The following is a 16,654-nucleotide window of genomic DNA, read 5'->3' on the forward strand; positions in this document are numbered from 1 at the left end:
ATAGTATACATTATACTGGTGTTAATAAAAATATATAGAATATTCAGTGATTTTAGTATATAATTTATAATATAGCTTGTTAAAATACAATATTTGCATGTTTCAATTAACCTATTAACGAGGTGATGAGTATGTATATTATTTTACTTATAATAATGTTGTTTATATTTAATAATATGACTCAGATAAGAAACAGAAAATTGTTAAGATTAAGCTGTGGAGATGTGTGTGTGAAGGGATCATTTAAGGAGCTGATGGAAAATATTTTTGTAAACGTTAACAAAAATCCTTTGGAAAATTTTACATGTAAAGAGGAAAATAAAGATTTAACTTTAGATAGGGATGATAATATTTCTAGAATTGGAAGATGTGATTACAATTATTTAGTTTTTCATGATCAACTGACGGGCTTATATAATAGAAAATTTTTTAGACAGAAACTGGTGAGGTTAGATATTCAAGGACAATTTCCTCTGGCTGTTATTGTAGGCGATATAAATGGATTAAAATTTGTTAATGACTCTCTTGGTTATTTAGAAGGGGATAAGCTCCTTAAGAGAACAGCTGAAATAATAAAAAAAGGTTGTGGAAAAGAACATATAATAGCTAGAATAGGAGGAGATGAATTTGTAATCTTATTACCTAACACAAATGAGAATGGAGTAAAGGAGATTATTAAAAATATTAAATGTATGGCATTAAGAGAAAAAACAGATTTTGTTAATATGGATATTACATTTGGATATGCGATTAAAAATCATAAAAGGGAAGAAATTCAAGGAATTTTAAAAAAAGCTGAAGATAATATGTATAAAAATAAGGTGTATGAAAATCTTAGTGTAAGATCAAATGCTGTGAATATTATTGTCAATGCACTCTATGAAAAAAATAAAAGAGAAGAGATGCATTCAAGACGGGTTTCTCAATTATGTATGGGTATGGGCAAGGCTCTAGGTTTATCAGAAGATGAGATTAAAGAACTTAAATCAGCGGGTCTACTGCATGATATAGGTAAAATAGCTATAGATGAAAGTATACTTAATAAAAAAGAAAAACTTACAGAGAGTGAATGGAACAAAATGAAAGAGCATCCGGAAATAGGATTTAGAGTATTGAGTTCTGTAAATGATATGTCAGAGATATCTGAATATGTACTGTCACATCACGAAAGATGGGATGGAAGCGGATATCCTAAATCTTTAAAACAGAAGGAAATACCTTTTCAATCTAGAATAATAACTATAGCAGATGCCTACGATGCCATGATAAGTAGAAGAAGTTATGGAAGTGTTCTATCAGAACAACAGGCCATGAGAGAATTACAAAAAAATGCTTATATACAGTTTGACCCAGAACTTATAGAAGTGTTTATTGAAAAAGTATTAAATAGGTGTTTTTTATTTAAATAAAAGGGGATGATATTTCTATGGATAAAAAAATTAATACACTGTATTTTAGTGCTACAGGCACTACTGAAAAAATAGTATGTGAAATAGCAAGAGAAATTTCGAAAGATATTGATGGCAAAATAATGAATATAAATAATATTGATTTTACATTGCCAAAAGTTAGAGAAGAATCTGTTTCTTTTTCAGAACAGGATATTGTTATTGTGGGGGTTCCTGTCTATGCAGGGAGAGTTCCAAATGTATTATTAAAATATTTGAGTTCTATTAAAGGAAATGGGGCATTGGCTGTTTCGGTGGCGGTTTATGGTAATCGAAATTATGATGATGCTTTAATAGAATTGAAAGACATACTTGAATTGAATGGTTTTAAGGTTATTGGGGCAGGTGCCTTTATAGGAGAACATTCATTTTCTAAAATTCTTGCAAAAGGCAGGCCAGATGAAAAAGATATGACTATAGCAAGAAATTTTGCTCACAGTATGTATGGTAAATTTGTAACTGGGCATGAAATAAAAAATTTAACTGTAAAAGGAAATAAACCTTATAGGAAGTATTATAAACCTAGAAATAAAGAAGGAGTTCCCGTAGATATTAGAAAGGTTACTCCAAAGACCAATGATAATTGCACTGATTGCAAAATTTGTGTAAATGTCTGTCCTATGGGATCTATTGATTTTAAGGATGTATCTAAATTAAATGGCATTTGTATTAAATGTGGTGCCTGTATCAAGAAATGCCCTCATGGTGCAAAATATTATGATGACGAAGATTACTTGAGACATAAATATGAATTGGAAATTGAGTTTGCCTCTAGAAAAGAACCGGAATTATTTATATAATGTTTTTATAACTTAAATGAAGAAAAGAGGTATGAATTGTGTATTTTAGTAAAAAAGGTAAAGAAAACACTAAAGATACTGTAGAATTGGCATTAAAAACTGCCAGAGAAAAAAATATAAAGTATATTGTGGTAGCTTCTTCTAAGGGAGATACTGCCAGATTGATGAAGGGAATCAAAGATTTACAGGTAGTGGTTGTAACACATGCAAATGGCTATCCTGAAGAGGGAAAAATGGAATTTCCAGCAGATATTCGAAGTTATCTGGAGAATAACGGAATAAAAGTATTGACTACTACCCATGTGCTAAGTGGGGCAGAGAGAGGAATCAGCAAGGTCTTTGGTGGAGTTAACGCTGTTGAAATAATTGCCCAGACCTTGAGAACCTTTGGTCAGGGGACTAAGGTTTGTGTAGAAATTGCAATAATGGCCTTGGATGCAGGATTTATACCTTATGGGGAGCCAGTTATTTCTATAGGAGGTTCTGCTCGTGGAGCTGATACAGCATTGATACTTACACCTTCCCATGCCAGCAGTGTATTCAGCACCAGAATCCATGAAATTATCTGTAAACCTTCGTATTATTAATATTAAAAATTTTTAATACAACAGTATCATTTAGGTATTGTTGTATTTTTTTTATATGCTTATGTGATAATATTATTAATTTCGGGAAAAAATACATTTGAAGGGAGGAGAAAAATAAAATGAAAAAAAGACAGATTAGTTCTATATTACTTAGTATGCTTTTAATAATGTTTTTAATAATAGGACTTGGAAGTACAGTAGTTAAAGCGAAAGCTTTAACTGAGGAGGATAAGCAAGAAATTAAATCTATAAAGGCGGATTTGAGTATAAATGCAAAATCTGCATTACTTATGGAACCAACGAGTGGTAAAATTATATTTGAAAAAAATGCTAATGAAAAATTAGAACCTGCCTCTGTTACCAAGATAATGGATATGCTTTTAACTATGGAAGCTTTGGATTCAGGAAAGATATCCCTGTCAGACAAAGTTACCGTCAGCGAGAATGCAAAGAAGATGGGTGGAAGTTCTATGCTGCTGGATACAGGAGAAGTTAGAAGTGTAGAGGATTTGATAAAAGGTATAGGAATAGCTTCTGGAAATGATGCTGCGGTTGCTATGGCAGAATACTTAGGAGGTACGGAAGAAGCTTTTGTGCAGCTTATGAACAAAAGAGCAAAAGAGCTTGGGATGAATAACACACAATTTAAAAACTGTACGGGGCTAAGTCAGGAAGGCCATTATACTACAGCCTATGACATAGCACTAATGTCTAGTGAATTGTTGAAACATCCCAATATATTAAAATACACAGGAACTTATATGGAGACTATATCAGAAGGGAGAAAAAGTCCTATAGAACTAGTAAATCATAATAAGCTGGTCAGATTTTTTAAAGGGTGTGACGGGTTAAAAACAGGGTTTACAGATTCTGCTAAATACTGTATATCTGCTACTTCAGTAAGAGATGGTGCTAGAATGTTAGCTGTGGTCATGGGCTCTCCTACTTATAAAGAAAGAAATAAAGAAGCAAGCATGCTTATGAATTATGGATTTTCGAAATATACTTCCATTAATGTTTTAAAGAAAGGAGATGACATAGAAAAAGTTAATTTAAATAAAGGGGGAGACAAATTTTTTATGGCAAAGTCATCTTCGGATTTAAAGGTGACAGTTGAAAAAGGAAAGGAAAATAAAATTACCTGCAGGTGTGTTATAAATAAAAATAAAAGACAGTATAAAAAAGGTGAAAAGGTTGGATATTGTGATGTATATATAGATGGAGAGTTAAAAGGCAAGGTGGATTTACATAGTGATAGAGATGTAAAAAAACCGGGTATATTAGGAAATTTTAAAGATAATCTTAAAAATATCGTAAATGGGGGAGTATAATATACATATATTTATTATATAGTATAATAATACAAGTAGGAAATTCAAATTTAGTTGTATTTTAAAATATTTTAAGTAAATTGCAAGTTTAAAACAGTAATATACTTAAAAGGCTAATTGAATTTCCGCCCAATTATCTGGTTATATTTTTAGGGAGGAGCCGTTATGAATATCTTAAAATCTTTTACTAAAGGTGAAATAGCGATTATAGAGGCAATAAGAGATTTATGTATAAAAAAAGGCGTAAAAGCCTATATAGTAGGTGGAGCTGTCAGGGATGCAATACTTAAAAATAAAATAAAAGATATTGATATATGTGTAAATTATAATCCAAATAGCATTGTAACACAATTGAAAGGGATAAAATACTATAAGTATTATAAAAATTTTCAAACTGCTGCTGTAACTTTTCAAAATGGGGTTTGTATAGATTTAATAAGATGTAGAAAGGAATATTATAAAAGACATGGAGATCTCCCCAAAGTGGAACCTTCAGATATATATGATGATCTGTATAGGAGAGATTTCACCATAAATTCACTGGCATATGATATAGTAGGAAATAGTATATTAGATATTTATGGCGGCATAGGTGATATAAAAAATAAGGTTCTTAAAAAAATACATTTTAACAGTTATAGAGAAGATCCTACCAGGATATTTAGAGCTGTAAAATATTGTGTAAGGTATGGATTTTATTTAGAAGATAAATGGGAAATAGAAAAGTGTATTAAGGAGGGCATATTTAATACAATAAGTAATGATAGAATAATGAAAGAAATATATTCTCTATGCTCTGAAATAAATTGGATAGAAAATATTCGTTTGTGTAATGATTTAAAAATATTTAACATTGATGGACAAGCATTGGAGGTTGAATATTCTAATTGTGAGAAAGATTTGATTTTCGTCTATAAAAATATAGATATGAGAATTTTGAGGTTATTTTATTCCCTAAGGGATAAAGTCTATGTTAACATATTAATAGAAAACTCAATTTTAAATAGAAAATTGAAGAATACAATAAAATATTTTTCAGAAGAACTGCATATGGTGATTAATTCTATAAAAAATACCTTAGATAACTATAAATTATATCAGTTGTTAAGAAGTATGAATGATTATAAATTGATATTTTTGAGTTGGCATTATGAGCTAAATTATAAAATTTATAATTATATAAATAACATGAGTACTTATAAACTGAGTTTAAATGGCAATGATATAATTGATCTTGGTATAAAAGAAGGTAAATCTATAAAAAAAATTTTGAATGGTGTAATGAAAATTGAATTAAATACAGCATTAAAATGGGAAAAAGAATATCTATTAAAAAACATAGGAGAAATGTATAAATGCCTTTAAATATAAAAATAGAAAATTTTCAAGGACCTTTCGATTTGCTACTTCATCTTATAAAAAAAAATAAAATGAATATATATGATATAAAAATTCATGATATTACAGAACAGTATATTCAATACATAAACAATATGAAGGATATGGATCTTGAGGTAACCTCGGAGTTTATAGTTATAGCAGCATCACTTATAGAAATAAAGTCTAAGGTGCTCTTGCCTAAGCCTAAATTGGATGAATCTGCTGCAGATGATGAAAAAGATCCAAGAAAACAACTGGTGGATAAGTTACTTCAGTATAAAAGATTTAAAGCAGCAGCGGAATTTTTTAAGGAAAGAGCGTTAAATATAGGTAAGATGTATGGGAAAATGCCAGAGATAATTGAAGTAAAGAATAAACCTGAAAATGTGGAAGAAATCTTAAGAGATACAGATATGGAAAAATTACATGAAATATATAAGAAACTTATTGATTTATATACAAACAAATTAAATAAAGAGAATACAGTTAATAAAAATATAACTGTAGATAAATTTAAACTGGAAGATAAGATGCAATATATAGTGGAAATTTTAGAAGGTAAAAAAAAGATTAGATTTTCAACTGTTGTAGAAAGCTGTTCTTTTAAAATAGAGACCATTATAACTTTTGTTGCACTTTTGGAATTGGTGAAGCTTAGAACTATATCTATAATGCAATATAAAAATTTTAGTGAAATTTATATAGAAAGGGTAATTGAATATGGAGGAGAATCTCAATGAAATTATGTATAAAATCGGTGAAAGCAATAGTATATCCAAGGATAACTATTTTTCTATAATAGAATCTCTGTTATTTGTATCTGGAGAACCACTGACGTTAAAACAAATTGCAGCCATAATAGGATGCAATTTAGAATATACCAGAGACTTGATAAATGAGATGGCTTTTGAATATGAAAACTGTTCTAGAGGCATAAAAATATTAAATAGTAATGATAAATACAGCCTGGTTACCAAATCTGAAAACAGCGGTTATGTAGAAAAATTGCTGAAAAATAATTTAAGACAATCTCTCTCTAGAGCAGCTCTTGAAACTCTAGCTATTATTGCTTATATGCAGCCTGTAACAAGGATAGACATAGATGAAATAAGAGGGGTAAAAAGTGATAGAGCATTAATGACTTTAATGGAAAAAAAGCTTATAGAGGAAAATGGGAGGTTAAGTGTTCCAGGAAGACCCATACTTTATGTTACAACGGAAGAGTTTTTAAAATATTTTGGATTAGATAGTATAAAAGAAATTCCAGGAATAGATGATTTAATTGACAATTATGAGTCAGTTTATAAATCAAATGAATCTTAGAGGAATTAGCTAATACCCCCATCTTCTTAAAAATGGGGGATGAGCATTATCGCCTGTCTGAGAAAGATATGAAAATTTACCTGTAACAAACTTTAAATTTAAGAGGAGGTTTTTTCTTTACCGGTGTCTTCTTCTTTTTTATTATCTTTTCCGTCTTCTTTTCTATGTGTGTTTTCTGGGTTTTTACATTTTGAACTTCCCATTCCTTTAATTAAATCCATTATCTGAGGAATGGAATCTACTATTTTATCATAGGTATTATTTTGATTTAAGGATAAAAGTCTTATGGAGTCACCTTTGGTAACTAAAAAAGCCACAGGCTTTACTGTAACCCCGGCTCCAGAGCCTCCTCCAAAAGGATATTCCAAATTAGATGTATCTTGATTATTAGAATTGAACTCACTTCCTCCAGATATAAAACCTAAAGATACTTTTGAAATAGGTATTATAAAAGAACCGTCTTTTGATTCTACCGCATCTCCTACTATAGTATTTACATCTATCATATCCTTCAAATTTTCCATGGTGCTTTTTAATAAGTTTTCTATAGGATGATTATCCATTGAAACTCCTCCTTTGAACTTTTAATAATAAATTATAACTTACTCCTTTATCAAGTGATTATTGGGTTCAGGTGGAGTTTGCTATAGAGAAATGCTTTTTCTCCATCTGAACCTTATTAACAGTATTCTTAGTGTCTTACGTTATCCTTTAGGGGAAGAACTTATCCAGGTGCGTAGACCTGCTTATCTCCCTTTTAAAAAGATGGGAGTATTAGTTAACTGCTGTGTTTGGATAAATATTTTATGTATGAAGAGGATTTAATTTTTTAAGCTTTTTTCTATATTTAGCTAAAAGTATACCTGTATATATAATTTTAGCTAAACTTATGTAAATTATACTATTTATCTGTATTTTTAAATGTAAATTGTTAAAGTTGGGGGTTACGTAAATTTGATTTTGTTTTATGATGAATATTTTGGATAAAATGTTTAAAGTTAATATATTTATTAAAGATATAAAGCCATAAACTAAAGCTGTGTGAGCTGCATCTTCAAGGCCATAGGCAATTTTTATATCTATTTTAAGAGTAGATTTAAATTTTATTTCATTAACAAAATTTAAACTGTTTTTTATAATTTTTATAAAAAAGGGTAATCTATTTTTTACTTCAGGATAATTCAAAGAGTATTTATCCTTAATTGATTTAATTTTATTTGAAATATTTAAATTATAAACTTTAAAGATAAAATTTTTTTTAGAATATTTTATTTTTATTTTTACGGGAAAGGGAATAAATAAAAGAATAATAAATAATGTAATAAATAAAAAAAAGAATAAGCCCATAATTTCCTCCATTTAATAGTATTTGTCTTTACTAATTTTTAACTATATAAAGAATTATATACTTATTTAGTAATAATTTTAATAGTAATATATTTATTTAAGGTAAAAATAATTAGTACTAATAATAATAAAGGGAGAAGTAATTTATGAAAAGTATGGGATTAAAAAAAGTAAGTATAATAATATTTTTTATTATACTTAATAATATATGTTGTTATAATGTATTTGCAGAAGGAGAACAGGGAGCTGTTAAAGAACCTAATGTAAATGCTAGATGTGCCGTAGCTTTGGATAGTAATTCTAAAGTAGTAGTATATGAAAAAAATGCTTATGAATTGGTTCCAATGGCAAGTACAACTAAGATAATGACAGCCCTTGTAGCTATGAAGTATGGAGATTTAAATAAAAAAATAGATATATCCCCTAAAGCTGCTTCTGTAAGAGGTTCTACAGTAGGTTATAAAAAGGGTGAGAGTATATTATTGAAGGAACTTTTATTTGGACTTATGTTGAGATCGGGAAATGATGCTGCTATAGCCATTGCAGAAGGCATTAGCGGAAGTGTAGAAGAGTTCGCAAAGCTTATGAATGAATATGCAGGTGAATTAGGTGTAATAAATACTCAATTTCAAACTCCTCATGGACTGGATAGTGAAGGTCACTATTCTACGGCTTATGATCTTGCTCTGGTTACTTCGGCAGCTAAAAAAGAACCTTTATTTAATGAAATTGTAAGTTCTAAAGATGTGGATGGAGAAAAAAATAAATTTAGCAGAAGCTATCACAATATAAACAAAATACTGTGGCAGATTCCAGAAGCAAATGGAGTCAAAACAGGATATACTGGAAAGGCAGGAAAGTGTTTAGTTACTTCTGTAGCTATTGAGAAAAATGATATCATAATAGTGGTTTTAAATTCCCCTGGAAGATGGGAGGAAACAGATAAAATATATGAGTATGTAAATAAAAATTATAAGTTTGTAAAATTATTTTCCAAAGGGGATATTGCAGCAGAATTGAAGATCAATAGAAATAATCTAAAATTAGAATGCGAAGATGATATTGTGTTACCTATAAAAAATGGATTTAAGTATACCACAAAAATTATAAAGCCTCAGAAAATAGCATATAACGTAAAAAAAGGTGATAAAATAGGAATGCTTTGTGTATATGAAAATGATAAAAAAATATACAGTGCTGCCTTAATAGCTTCCAGGGATGTAAAAATAAGAGGATTTATGCATAGAATTTTTGGCTTCAGGGGTAATGTAAATTCCCCTGAAGTTTCAATTGATTTTCAATTACCTAAATATAAAAATTCCAATATATTAAGTGATTTTTAGATAAAGCTTAAATTAAAGATAAAATAAATTTTCTTTTTTTGAATCTTCATTTAAGTTAAATCTTTTTATCTCAGGTAAGTCTTTGTCTTCTATATTCTTGAGTATATTTTCTAGTAATTCTTTATTAAACTTAACCTTATGCTTTATACTCATTTTATTATCAATCCTATAGTCTATATAATCTGGAGTATTTTGTACCACATAGGTAGGGAAAAGGTTTTCTATAGATCTATATATAAGTGCGTATTGATATATTGAAGCATCTATAATATTTCCATTATATACATTGAAACAATGGGCAAAACTTCTGCTGTAATTGTCATTTATGCGGAGACGTACTATACCCTGAACTGCAGGTACATCCATATCTATACGATTACATAATTGATTTATAAGTGAAGCCATTAAAGGTCCGTTATTTGAAATAGTATATTTGTCTATGCAGTATTTACAGACATTTTTAAAAAATGTTTTTTCGGAAATTTTCATGCCTACTCACCTCCTGTTGAAATCATATTTTTAATAATATAATCTATTATTTTACATTGAAACGATTGATATTTAGGAAGCTATTTGTGCTATAGCGTAATTCTCCACTACCTTTTAAATCTATCCATATTGGAGGTTGCTAAATTATTTAATTTATCTGAAATTGATATAACCTCCTGCAAATTTGCATTGGTCTCTTCAATGGCAGATGTCTGCTGTTCTGTGGTTTCTAGAGTAGAATTTGATGTTTCTACAGTTTTATCTACAGATTCTTCAATCTTCTTAGTAAGATCGGATATTTTCATGGCGGTGTTTTTGGAATTTTCAGATAATTTTCTTATCTCTGTAGCAACTACTCCGAAACCTCTACCCATATCTCCTGCCCTAGCTGCTTCTATAGCAGCATTTAATCCAAGCATTTTGGTTTCATCAGCTATACTTTTTATGGAATCTAATATGGAATTAATTTCTGTAGATATATTTTTTATATTAATAATTTCTTTGTTTAAAGAATGTTGATTATTTGAAACATTAACTGAGGATGCTGACAACTCTTCCATTATAGCAGAAATTTGATTTAAATTATCTGAAAGAACCTGAGAGGTTTTTTTCAACTGAAGTTCTTCGTATCCTATTTTTGAAAGTGCATTTATAATAATATACAGTACTTCTGCTGCTGCTGTTATATTTTTTTAGTGGTAATTTTTACCCTGCCTACAGCTTCTAAATATTTATTTTCATCAATGCCTATTTCTTTTGCATTCTTTTTGTATATTGATTCTTCTGGAGCAGAAGTTAAAATCTGACCACCTAAAATTGTTCCAATCTGCTGACCTGCAACTAGTATAGGTGCCGCAAAATCTATCAATCCAGCATGGCAGGTGTAAACGTAAGGTTTTCCCGTTCTTGTTGCCTCCAGTCCTCCTCTTTTATGGGATTCAGCACAGCGTCTGGTACCAATATCCGTAGATTGGGTGAGTCTTAAACAAAAATCAGTATAAGAGCTTGGCTTAGTTACAGGATTTCCATCCATATCTACAGTTACACTGGCAATATCCATACTTTCAGCAAAATTATCCTGAAACTTTTGGAGTAGATCAATATCGATAATATCCTTTATCTTAAGTGAACTTATATCAGATTTAAGTGAATTTGCATCGGATCTAAATGAACTTATATTAGAGTCTGTTGCCTTTTTAGTGAGCATTTTTAACATAATTTTAACCTCCCCATAGAAATAATAAATTTGAATTATGAAAAACTATTATGTGTAATATTTTACCATATAATGCTGTAGTATTTCCCAATAATATAATAACATATACTATTATATTATATTAGTATATACTATTATAATAATATATTTATATTATTCAAGTAAAGACTAATTTAAACTGTTATTGAAAAATATTGAGGAATTAGTAAATCAACTATAATTTTAAATACATATTAAAAACCATTCAAAAAAACGCTAAAAAATTAAAAAATTAAAAAATGAAATCCCTCATATTTCTATATGAAATTTTAAAAAATGATGTATAATATATAGTGAAAAGTTTAGAATGTTTTAAAATACCAACAGTCGAAACTAATTAGTACAGTTATAAAAAAATTATGATACAGTATGAAAATTTATGGTATAATTATAGAAATAAAGGAGCAATGTCATATATTTAGAAAAGGTGAACAAATAGACAAGGAGATGTAATCAATGAAAAAGGAATCAGAAGGCATCGTAATTGAAACAACAGAAGGCTTTGCTAGGGTTAAGGCAAGCAGACATGGAGATTGCAAGAATTGCGGTGCTTGTCCAGGTGATAATGCCACGGTGTTAGATGCTAAAAATCCTATTGGAGCAAAAGCTGGGGAACATGTCATTCTTGAAATGAGGGAACAAAATATGATAAGAGCAGCCTTTGTAGTGTATATAATGCCTATTATATCAATTTTTTTAGGGGTTTTGGTTGGAACATGGATATTTAATGCTGTGGGGTATTATGAAATGGCATTTAAGGTAGTAGGTGGAATAGTGTTTTTTGTTATATCACTTGTGTATATAAAAGTATTTGACAAGGCAACAGCTAAAAATGATGCTTCTAAACCTGTGATTAAAAAGGTATTATAATTGAAATCAATTTTATGGCTCCTTTTAAATTAAATATGGTTTTTATTAAATTAGAGGAATGTTTATTCTAATTTAACTTGTTATGTTGAATTTTATTTAAGGATTATAATTTTATATTAGAGTATAGATAGTATTTACCTATACTCTAATATGGAAATTATTTTATATGTTAGTTTATAAAAACTAATATTTTCATAATTAAATTTAAAAATTATTATTGAAAGAGGTGTTAAAAGTGTTAAAAAGTTTTCTGGGCGGAATACATCCTAATGATAACAAGAAGTATACTGCCAATAAGCCTATAGAAGCAGCACCTATACCTGATAAGGTATTCATTCCCGTTAGACAGCATATAGGTGCTCCTACATCTCCTATAGTGAAAAAAGGTGATGAGGTTAAGAAGGGACAGCTTATTGCTAAAAGTGATGCTTTTGTATCAGCTAATGTACATTCTTCTATTTCTGGAAAAGTTGTAGATGTGGCTGAATATCCACACCCTGGGTTTGGAAAATGCCTCACTATAGTCATTGAAAATGATGGAAAGGATGAATGGATAGAGGGAATACCAATTTCTAGGAATTGGCAAGATTTAAGCGATAAGGATATAATGAGCATAATAAGAGAAGCTGGTATTGTAGGAATGGGAGGCGCTACATTCCCATCACATGTGAAGCTTTCACCGCCAGCAGATAAAAAAGTGGAATTTTTTATCTTAAATGGAGCTGAATGCGAGCCTTATTTAACATCTGATTACAGATCTATGCTGGAATATACAGATAGGATAGTATCAGGTGTTAAAATTATTATGAAAATCTTAAAAGCAGAACAGGGATTTGTAGGTATTGAAGATAATAAAAAAGATGCTATTGAAGTTATGGAGAAAGCTTTTGAAGGAACAGGTGTACAAGTTGTTGCACTTCCTACTAAATATCCTCAAGGAGCTGAAAAGATGCTTATAAAGGTGTTAACAGGAAGAGAAGTTCCATCAGGAAGACTTCCTATGGATGTAGGTGCAGTTGTTCAAAATGTAGGTACATGTATTGCAGTCAGTGATGCGGTGGAAAAAGGTATTCCACTTATACAAAGGGTTACAACTTTAAGTGGAGGAGCTTTAAAAGAACCTAAAAATTTACTGCTTAGGATAGGAACCACTTTTAAGTATGCTGTTGATCTTTGTGGCGGATTTAAAGAAACCCCAGTTAAGGTTGTTATGGGTGGACCTATGATGGGATTTGCACAATCTAATTTAGAAGTACCTATACTAAAGGGTGTATCTGGTATACTTTCATTGTCTGAAAGTGATGCAAACACAGGAACAGAAACTGCATGTATTAGATGCGGCAGATGTTTCAATGCCTGTCCTATGAGCTTGAATCCAAGTATGTTGAGTATTCTTGGCCAAAACAATTTATATAGAGAAGCTAAAGAAGATTATAACCTCTTAGATTGTGTGGAATGTGGCAGTTGTGTATATGTGTGTCCTGCTAAGAGAAATATTGTACAATATGTTAAATATTTAAAAGCTGAAAATGCAGCTCAGGCAGCCAGAGATAAAGCTGAAGCAGAAAAAAATAAAGAGAAAGTTGCAAAATAATGTAAGGGGTGATTGTAAAATGGCAGAAGCACAAACAAAAAAAGATATTTTTACGGTTTCAACATCACCACATATTCGTTGTGATGAATCTATTTCTAAAATAATGTGGAATGTTAATTTAGCATTGGCTCCAGCAGCAATTTTTGCTATATATAACTTTGGCATTCCAGCACTAAAAACTATGGTAGTAGGTATTCTAGCTGCTGTGATTACAGAATATGCAGTTCAAAAAATAAGAAAGAAACCTGTAACTATTAAGGACGGAAGTGCTTTTTTAACAGGACTTTTACTTGCTATGTGTCTTCCACCTGGAATTCCTGCTTATATGGTTGCTATAGGAGCATTTATAGCTATAGCAATAGCTAAACATTCCATGGGGGGACTTGGATATAACATATTTAATCCGGCTCATATAGGAAGGGCAGCTTTAATGCTTTCATGGCCTGTAGCCATGACTACATGGACAAAGCTTACCACCAGCGTGGATACTGTAACCAGTGCTACTCCTCTTGGAATTTTAAAACTTGATGGGTATTCAAAGTTAGTTGATACATTTGGAGGAACAGGAGCACTTTATAAGGCATTATTTATAGGTACTCGTAATGGCAGTATAGGAGAAACCTCTACAATATTGCTTGTTTTAGGCGGACTTTATCTTATATATAAACGTTATATCAATTGGCAGGTTCCTGTAGTAATGATTGCAACTGTAGGCATACTTACCTGGGCTTTTGGCGGAACTTCAGGATTTTTCACAGGAGATCCTATTTTCCATATGATGGCAGGTGGATTGGTTTTTGGCGCTTTCTTTATGGCTACGGATATGGTTACTATACCTATGACAGTTAAAGGACAGATTATTTTTGCTATAGGTGCAGGAGCTCTTACCTCTCTAATCAGATTAAAAGGTGGATATCCTGAAGGCGTATGTTATTCAATATTACTAATGAATGCAGTTACTCCTTTAATAGATCGTTTTATACAGCCAGTTAAATTTGGTGCTAGGAAATAACTTCTTATGGATAATTATAAAAAGAACACGTTTAAGATTACTAAAAATTTAACAATCCCAGTTAAATTTGGGACAAGGAGGTAGGCTCATGGAGAATAATAACAGTGTATTTAAGATTACTAAAAATTTAACGATTACATGCTTTATAGCTGGAGTTATAATTGCTTTAGTTTATTATATAACTGCTCCGGTAGCAGCACAAAAACAAATTGAATTGAAGAATAAAACTATGCAAAGCTTAGTTAAAAATGCAGATGATTTTAAATCTGTAAGTGGCAAGACAGATTGGTATGAAGCAAAGCAGGGAAGCAGTACAGTTGCTTATGTATTACCTGCGGAAAGCAAAGGATATGGTGGGGCTATAACTATGTTGGTAGCCGTTACTCCAGATGGAAAAGTAATAGGTTTTAGTATATTGTCTCATAATGAAACACCGGGACTTGGAGCTAATGCATCAAAAGATTCTTTTACATCACAATTTAAGGGTAAAACAGCTGAGGATCTTTTAGTTGTAAAAGATAAGTCAAATCATAAAAATATTCAAGCTATGACAGGTGCTACAATTACTTCAAGAGCTGTAACTAAGGGAGTGAAAGAGGCAGTTGAAAAGGTTACTACGTTTACGGGGGGTAAATAATTATGAAAGGATTATGGAATATATTTAAAAAAGGATTAGTTTCAGAAAATCCTATACTTGTTCTTGCACTTAGTTTATGTCCGGCACTGGCAACAACTAGTTCTGCTGTAAATGGTTTGACTATGGGACTTTGCGTATTGTTTGTTATAACTTGTAACAATACAGTAGTTTCCATAATTAAAAAATTTGTAAATCCTAAGGTTCGTGTACCAGTATATATAACTTGTATAGCAACCATAGTTACTGTGGTGGAACTTGTATTAGAAGCCTATGCCCCTGAATTATACAGTCAATTAGGAATATATTTGGCACTTGTAGTTGTATTTGCTATAATACTTGCACGTGCAGAGACATTTGCTTCAAAGAATCCTGTAATACCATCCTTCTTTGATGGATTGGGAATGGGTTGCGGATTTACTTTAGCATTGGTTTTAATAAGTATAATACGTGAATTATTTGGTGCGGGAACTGTATTTGGAATACATGTAATGTGGGCTTCTTATAATCCAGCATTGATTATGATACTTCCACCAGGAGCTTTTATATTGATTGGATATTTAGTTTCCTTGGTAAAAGTTTATAATCAGCATGTGGAGAAAGTCAAAATGAAAAAGTTAGAACAATTAAGTGGAGGTGAAGCATAATGTCTGCCTATTTAACTTTGTTTATAAGTGCAGTAATTGTAAATAACTTTGTTTTAACAAGGTTTTTGGGACTTTGTATATTCTTTGGAGTTTCTAAAAATTTAGATGCCTCATTAGGTATGGGTATGGCTGTTACTTCAGTTATTACTTTGAGTTCTATGCTTGCTTGGGTAGTTTATAATTTTGTATTGGTACCTTTTAATCTAGTATTTCTAAAAACTGTAGTTTTTGTACTTTTAATTGCAAGCTTTGTACAGCTTTTAGAAATTATTATAAAGAAACAGGCACCTGCACTTTATAATATGTGGGGAATATACCTTCTTTTAATAGCTACAAACTGTGTTGTACTTGGTGTACCACTTATAAATGCTGAATCTAATTATGGATTTGTAGAAAGTGTAGTTAACAGTATAGGTTCTGGTCTTGGGTTTGCCCTGGCTATAGTTTTAATGGCAAGTCTTAGAGAAAAATTAAGATTAGCGGATGTACCTAAACCCCTAGAAGGTCTTGGAGTAGCTTTTATTCTGGCAGGAATGCTGGCTTTGTCCTTCATGGGTTTTTCAGGCATGATTTCGCTGTAGAAAGGGGCTGGTG

Annotated in this window: 17 protein-coding genes and 1 pseudogene; 14 read left to right on the forward strand and 4 right to left on the reverse strand. The window is 30.6% G+C overall.

Going from position 1 to position 16,654, the window contains the following annotated elements:
* The first annotated feature begins 131 nt into the window (after nucleotides 1-131).
* From CKL_RS06155 to scpB, 7 genes are all read left to right on the forward strand, one after another.
* On the forward strand, nucleotides 132-1,409 hold the full coding sequence (locus CKL_RS06155; RefSeq protein WP_012101636.1) for an HD-GYP domain-containing protein: 1,278 nt from the start codon (nucleotides 132-134) through the stop codon (nucleotides 1,407-1,409).
* 17 nt (nucleotides 1,410-1,426) lie between these two features.
* Nucleotides 1,427-2,248 carry an EFR1 family ferrodoxin gene (locus CKL_RS06160; RefSeq protein ID WP_012101637.1) on the forward strand — a complete coding sequence of 274 codons (822 nt, stop codon included), beginning with the start codon at nucleotides 1,427-1,429 and terminating at the stop codon, nucleotides 2,246-2,248.
* A 38-nt stretch (nucleotides 2,249-2,286) separates the two neighbouring features.
* Nucleotides 2,287-2,835 (forward strand): pyruvate kinase alpha/beta domain-containing protein, encoded by a 549-nt coding sequence (locus CKL_RS06165; protein ID WP_012101638.1) that lies wholly within the window; start codon nucleotides 2,287-2,289, stop codon nucleotides 2,833-2,835.
* A gap of 119 nt (nucleotides 2,836-2,954) precedes the next feature.
* Nucleotides 2,955-4,166 carry a D-alanyl-D-alanine carboxypeptidase family protein gene (locus CKL_RS06170; protein WP_012101639.1) on the forward strand — a complete coding sequence of 404 codons (1,212 nt, stop codon included), beginning with the start codon at nucleotides 2,955-2,957 and terminating at the stop codon, nucleotides 4,164-4,166.
* A 165-nt stretch (nucleotides 4,167-4,331) separates the two neighbouring features.
* Nucleotides 4,332-5,531: a tRNA nucleotidyltransferase/poly(A) polymerase family protein gene (locus tag CKL_RS06175; protein ID WP_012101640.1), complete on the forward strand. Its 1,200-nt coding sequence runs from the start codon at nucleotides 4,332-4,334 to the stop codon at nucleotides 5,529-5,531.
* Nucleotides 5,522-6,286: a segregation/condensation protein A gene (locus tag CKL_RS06180; RefSeq protein WP_012101641.1), complete on the forward strand. Its 765-nt coding sequence runs from the start codon at nucleotides 5,522-5,524 to the stop codon at nucleotides 6,284-6,286. The genes CKL_RS06175 and CKL_RS06180 overlap by 10 nt, the downstream gene beginning before the upstream one ends.
* 4 nt (nucleotides 6,287-6,290) lie before the next feature.
* The gene (gene scpB, locus CKL_RS06185) at nucleotides 6,291-6,869 is read left to right on the forward strand and encodes an SMC-Scp complex subunit ScpB (protein ID WP_012101642.1); all 579 of its coding nucleotides are present in this window, start codon (nucleotides 6,291-6,293) and stop codon (nucleotides 6,867-6,869) included.
* A gap of 98 nt (nucleotides 6,870-6,967) precedes the next feature.
* Here the strand turns inward: scpB and ytfJ are convergent, their stop codons facing one another.
* Together ytfJ and CKL_RS06195 are read right to left on the reverse strand one after the other, a co-directional pair.
* The gene (gene ytfJ / locus CKL_RS06190; protein WP_012101643.1) at nucleotides 6,968-7,432 is read right to left on the reverse strand and encodes a GerW family sporulation protein; all 465 of its coding nucleotides are present in this window, start codon (nucleotides 7,430-7,432) and stop codon (nucleotides 6,968-6,970) included.
* 241 nt (nucleotides 7,433-7,673) lie between these two features.
* On the reverse strand, nucleotides 7,674-8,054 hold the full coding sequence (locus CKL_RS06195) for a DUF2953 domain-containing protein (protein WP_172634751.1): 381 nt from the start codon (nucleotides 8,052-8,054) through the stop codon (nucleotides 7,674-7,676).
* A gap of 308 nt (nucleotides 8,055-8,362) precedes the next feature.
* Between CKL_RS06195 and CKL_RS06200 the strand changes: the two genes are divergently transcribed.
* The gene (locus CKL_RS06200) at nucleotides 8,363-9,559 is read left to right on the forward strand and encodes a D-alanyl-D-alanine carboxypeptidase family protein (protein WP_012101645.1); all 1,197 of its coding nucleotides are present in this window, start codon (nucleotides 8,363-8,365) and stop codon (nucleotides 9,557-9,559) included.
* A 12-nt stretch (nucleotides 9,560-9,571) separates the two neighbouring features.
* Here the strand turns inward: CKL_RS06200 and CKL_RS06205 are convergent, their stop codons facing one another.
* Both CKL_RS06205 and CKL_RS06210 read right to left on the reverse strand, forming a co-directional pair.
* Nucleotides 9,572-10,048 carry a hypothetical protein gene (locus tag CKL_RS06205; protein WP_012101646.1) on the reverse strand — a complete coding sequence of 159 codons (477 nt, stop codon included), beginning with the start codon at nucleotides 10,046-10,048 and terminating at the stop codon, nucleotides 9,572-9,574.
* A 107-nt stretch (nucleotides 10,049-10,155) separates the two neighbouring features.
* Nucleotides 10,156-11,255 (reverse strand): annotated as a pseudogene (locus CKL_RS06210) (PocR ligand-binding domain-containing protein).
* A 504-nt stretch (nucleotides 11,256-11,759) separates the two neighbouring features.
* Here CKL_RS06210 and CKL_RS06215 point away from each other — a divergent pair.
* The 6 genes from CKL_RS06215 to CKL_RS06240 all read left to right on the forward strand — a co-directional run bounded on the left by CKL_RS06215 (nucleotide 11,760) and on the right by CKL_RS06240 (nucleotide 16,641).
* Nucleotides 11,760-12,173: a SoxR reducing system RseC family protein gene (locus CKL_RS06215; RefSeq protein WP_012101649.1), complete on the forward strand. Its 414-nt coding sequence runs from the start codon at nucleotides 11,760-11,762 to the stop codon at nucleotides 12,171-12,173.
* A 235-nt stretch (nucleotides 12,174-12,408) separates the two neighbouring features.
* Nucleotides 12,409-13,767: an electron transport complex subunit RsxC gene (gene rsxC, locus CKL_RS06220; protein ID WP_012101650.1), complete on the forward strand. Its 1,359-nt coding sequence runs from the start codon at nucleotides 12,409-12,411 to the stop codon at nucleotides 13,765-13,767.
* A gap of 19 nt (nucleotides 13,768-13,786) precedes the next feature.
* A complete protein-coding gene (locus tag CKL_RS06225) occupies nucleotides 13,787-14,779 on the forward strand; it encodes an RnfABCDGE type electron transport complex subunit D (protein ID WP_012101651.1) in 993 nt (330 codons plus the stop codon).
* A gap of 88 nt (nucleotides 14,780-14,867) precedes the next feature.
* Nucleotides 14,868-15,416, forward strand: a complete 549-nt coding sequence (locus CKL_RS06230) for an RnfABCDGE type electron transport complex subunit G (protein WP_012101652.1) — start codon at nucleotides 14,868-14,870, stop codon at nucleotides 15,414-15,416.
* A gap of 2 nt (nucleotides 15,417-15,418) precedes the next feature.
* Nucleotides 15,419-16,060, forward strand: coding sequence for an electron transport complex subunit RsxE (gene rsxE, locus CKL_RS06235; protein ID WP_012101653.1), 642 nt, complete (start codon nucleotides 15,419-15,421; stop codon nucleotides 16,058-16,060).
* Entirely contained in the window at nucleotides 16,060-16,641 is a 582-nt protein-coding gene (locus CKL_RS06240; protein ID WP_012101654.1) for an electron transport complex protein RnfA, read from the forward strand. The genes rsxE and CKL_RS06240 overlap by 1 nt, the downstream gene beginning before the upstream one ends.
* The last annotated feature ends 13 nt before the right edge of the window (nucleotides 16,642-16,654 follow it).

The organism is Clostridium kluyveri DSM 555 (assembly GCF_000016505.1).
Taxonomy (GTDB): Bacteria; Bacillota; Clostridia; order Clostridiales; family Clostridiaceae; genus Clostridium_B; species Clostridium_B kluyveri.

What these genes read in the sequence shown, in the direction of transcription:
- CKL_RS06155 (WP_012101636.1), top strand. Translation starts at nt 132, where the DNA reads ATGTATATTATTTTACTTATAATAATGTTGTTTATATTTAATAATATG.
- CKL_RS06160 (WP_012101637.1), top strand. Translation starts at nt 1,427, where the DNA reads ATGGATAAAAAAATTAATACACTGTATTTTAGTGCTACAGGCACTACT.
- CKL_RS06170 (WP_012101639.1), top strand. Translation starts at nt 2,955, where the DNA reads ATGAAAAAAAGACAGATTAGTTCTATATTACTTAGTATGCTTTTAATA.
- CKL_RS06175 (WP_012101640.1), top strand. Translation starts at nt 4,332, where the DNA reads ATGAATATCTTAAAATCTTTTACTAAAGGTGAAATAGCGATTATAGAG.
- CKL_RS06180 (WP_012101641.1), top strand. Translation starts at nt 5,522, where the DNA reads ATGCCTTTAAATATAAAAATAGAAAATTTTCAAGGACCTTTCGATTTG.
- scpB (WP_012101642.1), top strand. Translation starts at nt 6,291, where the DNA reads ATGTATAAAATCGGTGAAAGCAATAGTATATCCAAGGATAACTATTTT.
- ytfJ (WP_012101643.1), bottom strand. Translation starts at nt 7,432, where the DNA reads ATGGATAATCATCCTATAGAAAACTTATTAAAAAGCACCATGGAAAAT.
- CKL_RS06200 (WP_012101645.1), top strand. Translation starts at nt 8,363, where the DNA reads ATGAAAAGTATGGGATTAAAAAAAGTAAGTATAATAATATTTTTTATT.
- CKL_RS06205 (WP_012101646.1), bottom strand. Translation starts at nt 10,048, where the DNA reads ATGAAAATTTCCGAAAAAACATTTTTTAAAAATGTCTGTAAATACTGC.
- CKL_RS06215 (WP_012101649.1), top strand. Translation starts at nt 11,760, where the DNA reads ATGAAAAAGGAATCAGAAGGCATCGTAATTGAAACAACAGAAGGCTTT.
- CKL_RS06225 (WP_012101651.1), top strand. Translation starts at nt 13,787, where the DNA reads ATGGCAGAAGCACAAACAAAAAAAGATATTTTTACGGTTTCAACATCA.
- CKL_RS06230 (WP_012101652.1), top strand. Translation starts at nt 14,868, where the DNA reads ATGGAGAATAATAACAGTGTATTTAAGATTACTAAAAATTTAACGATT.
- rsxE (WP_012101653.1), top strand. Translation starts at nt 15,419, where the DNA reads ATGAAAGGATTATGGAATATATTTAAAAAAGGATTAGTTTCAGAAAAT.
- CKL_RS06240 (WP_012101654.1), top strand. Translation starts at nt 16,060, where the DNA reads ATGTCTGCCTATTTAACTTTGTTTATAAGTGCAGTAATTGTAAATAAC.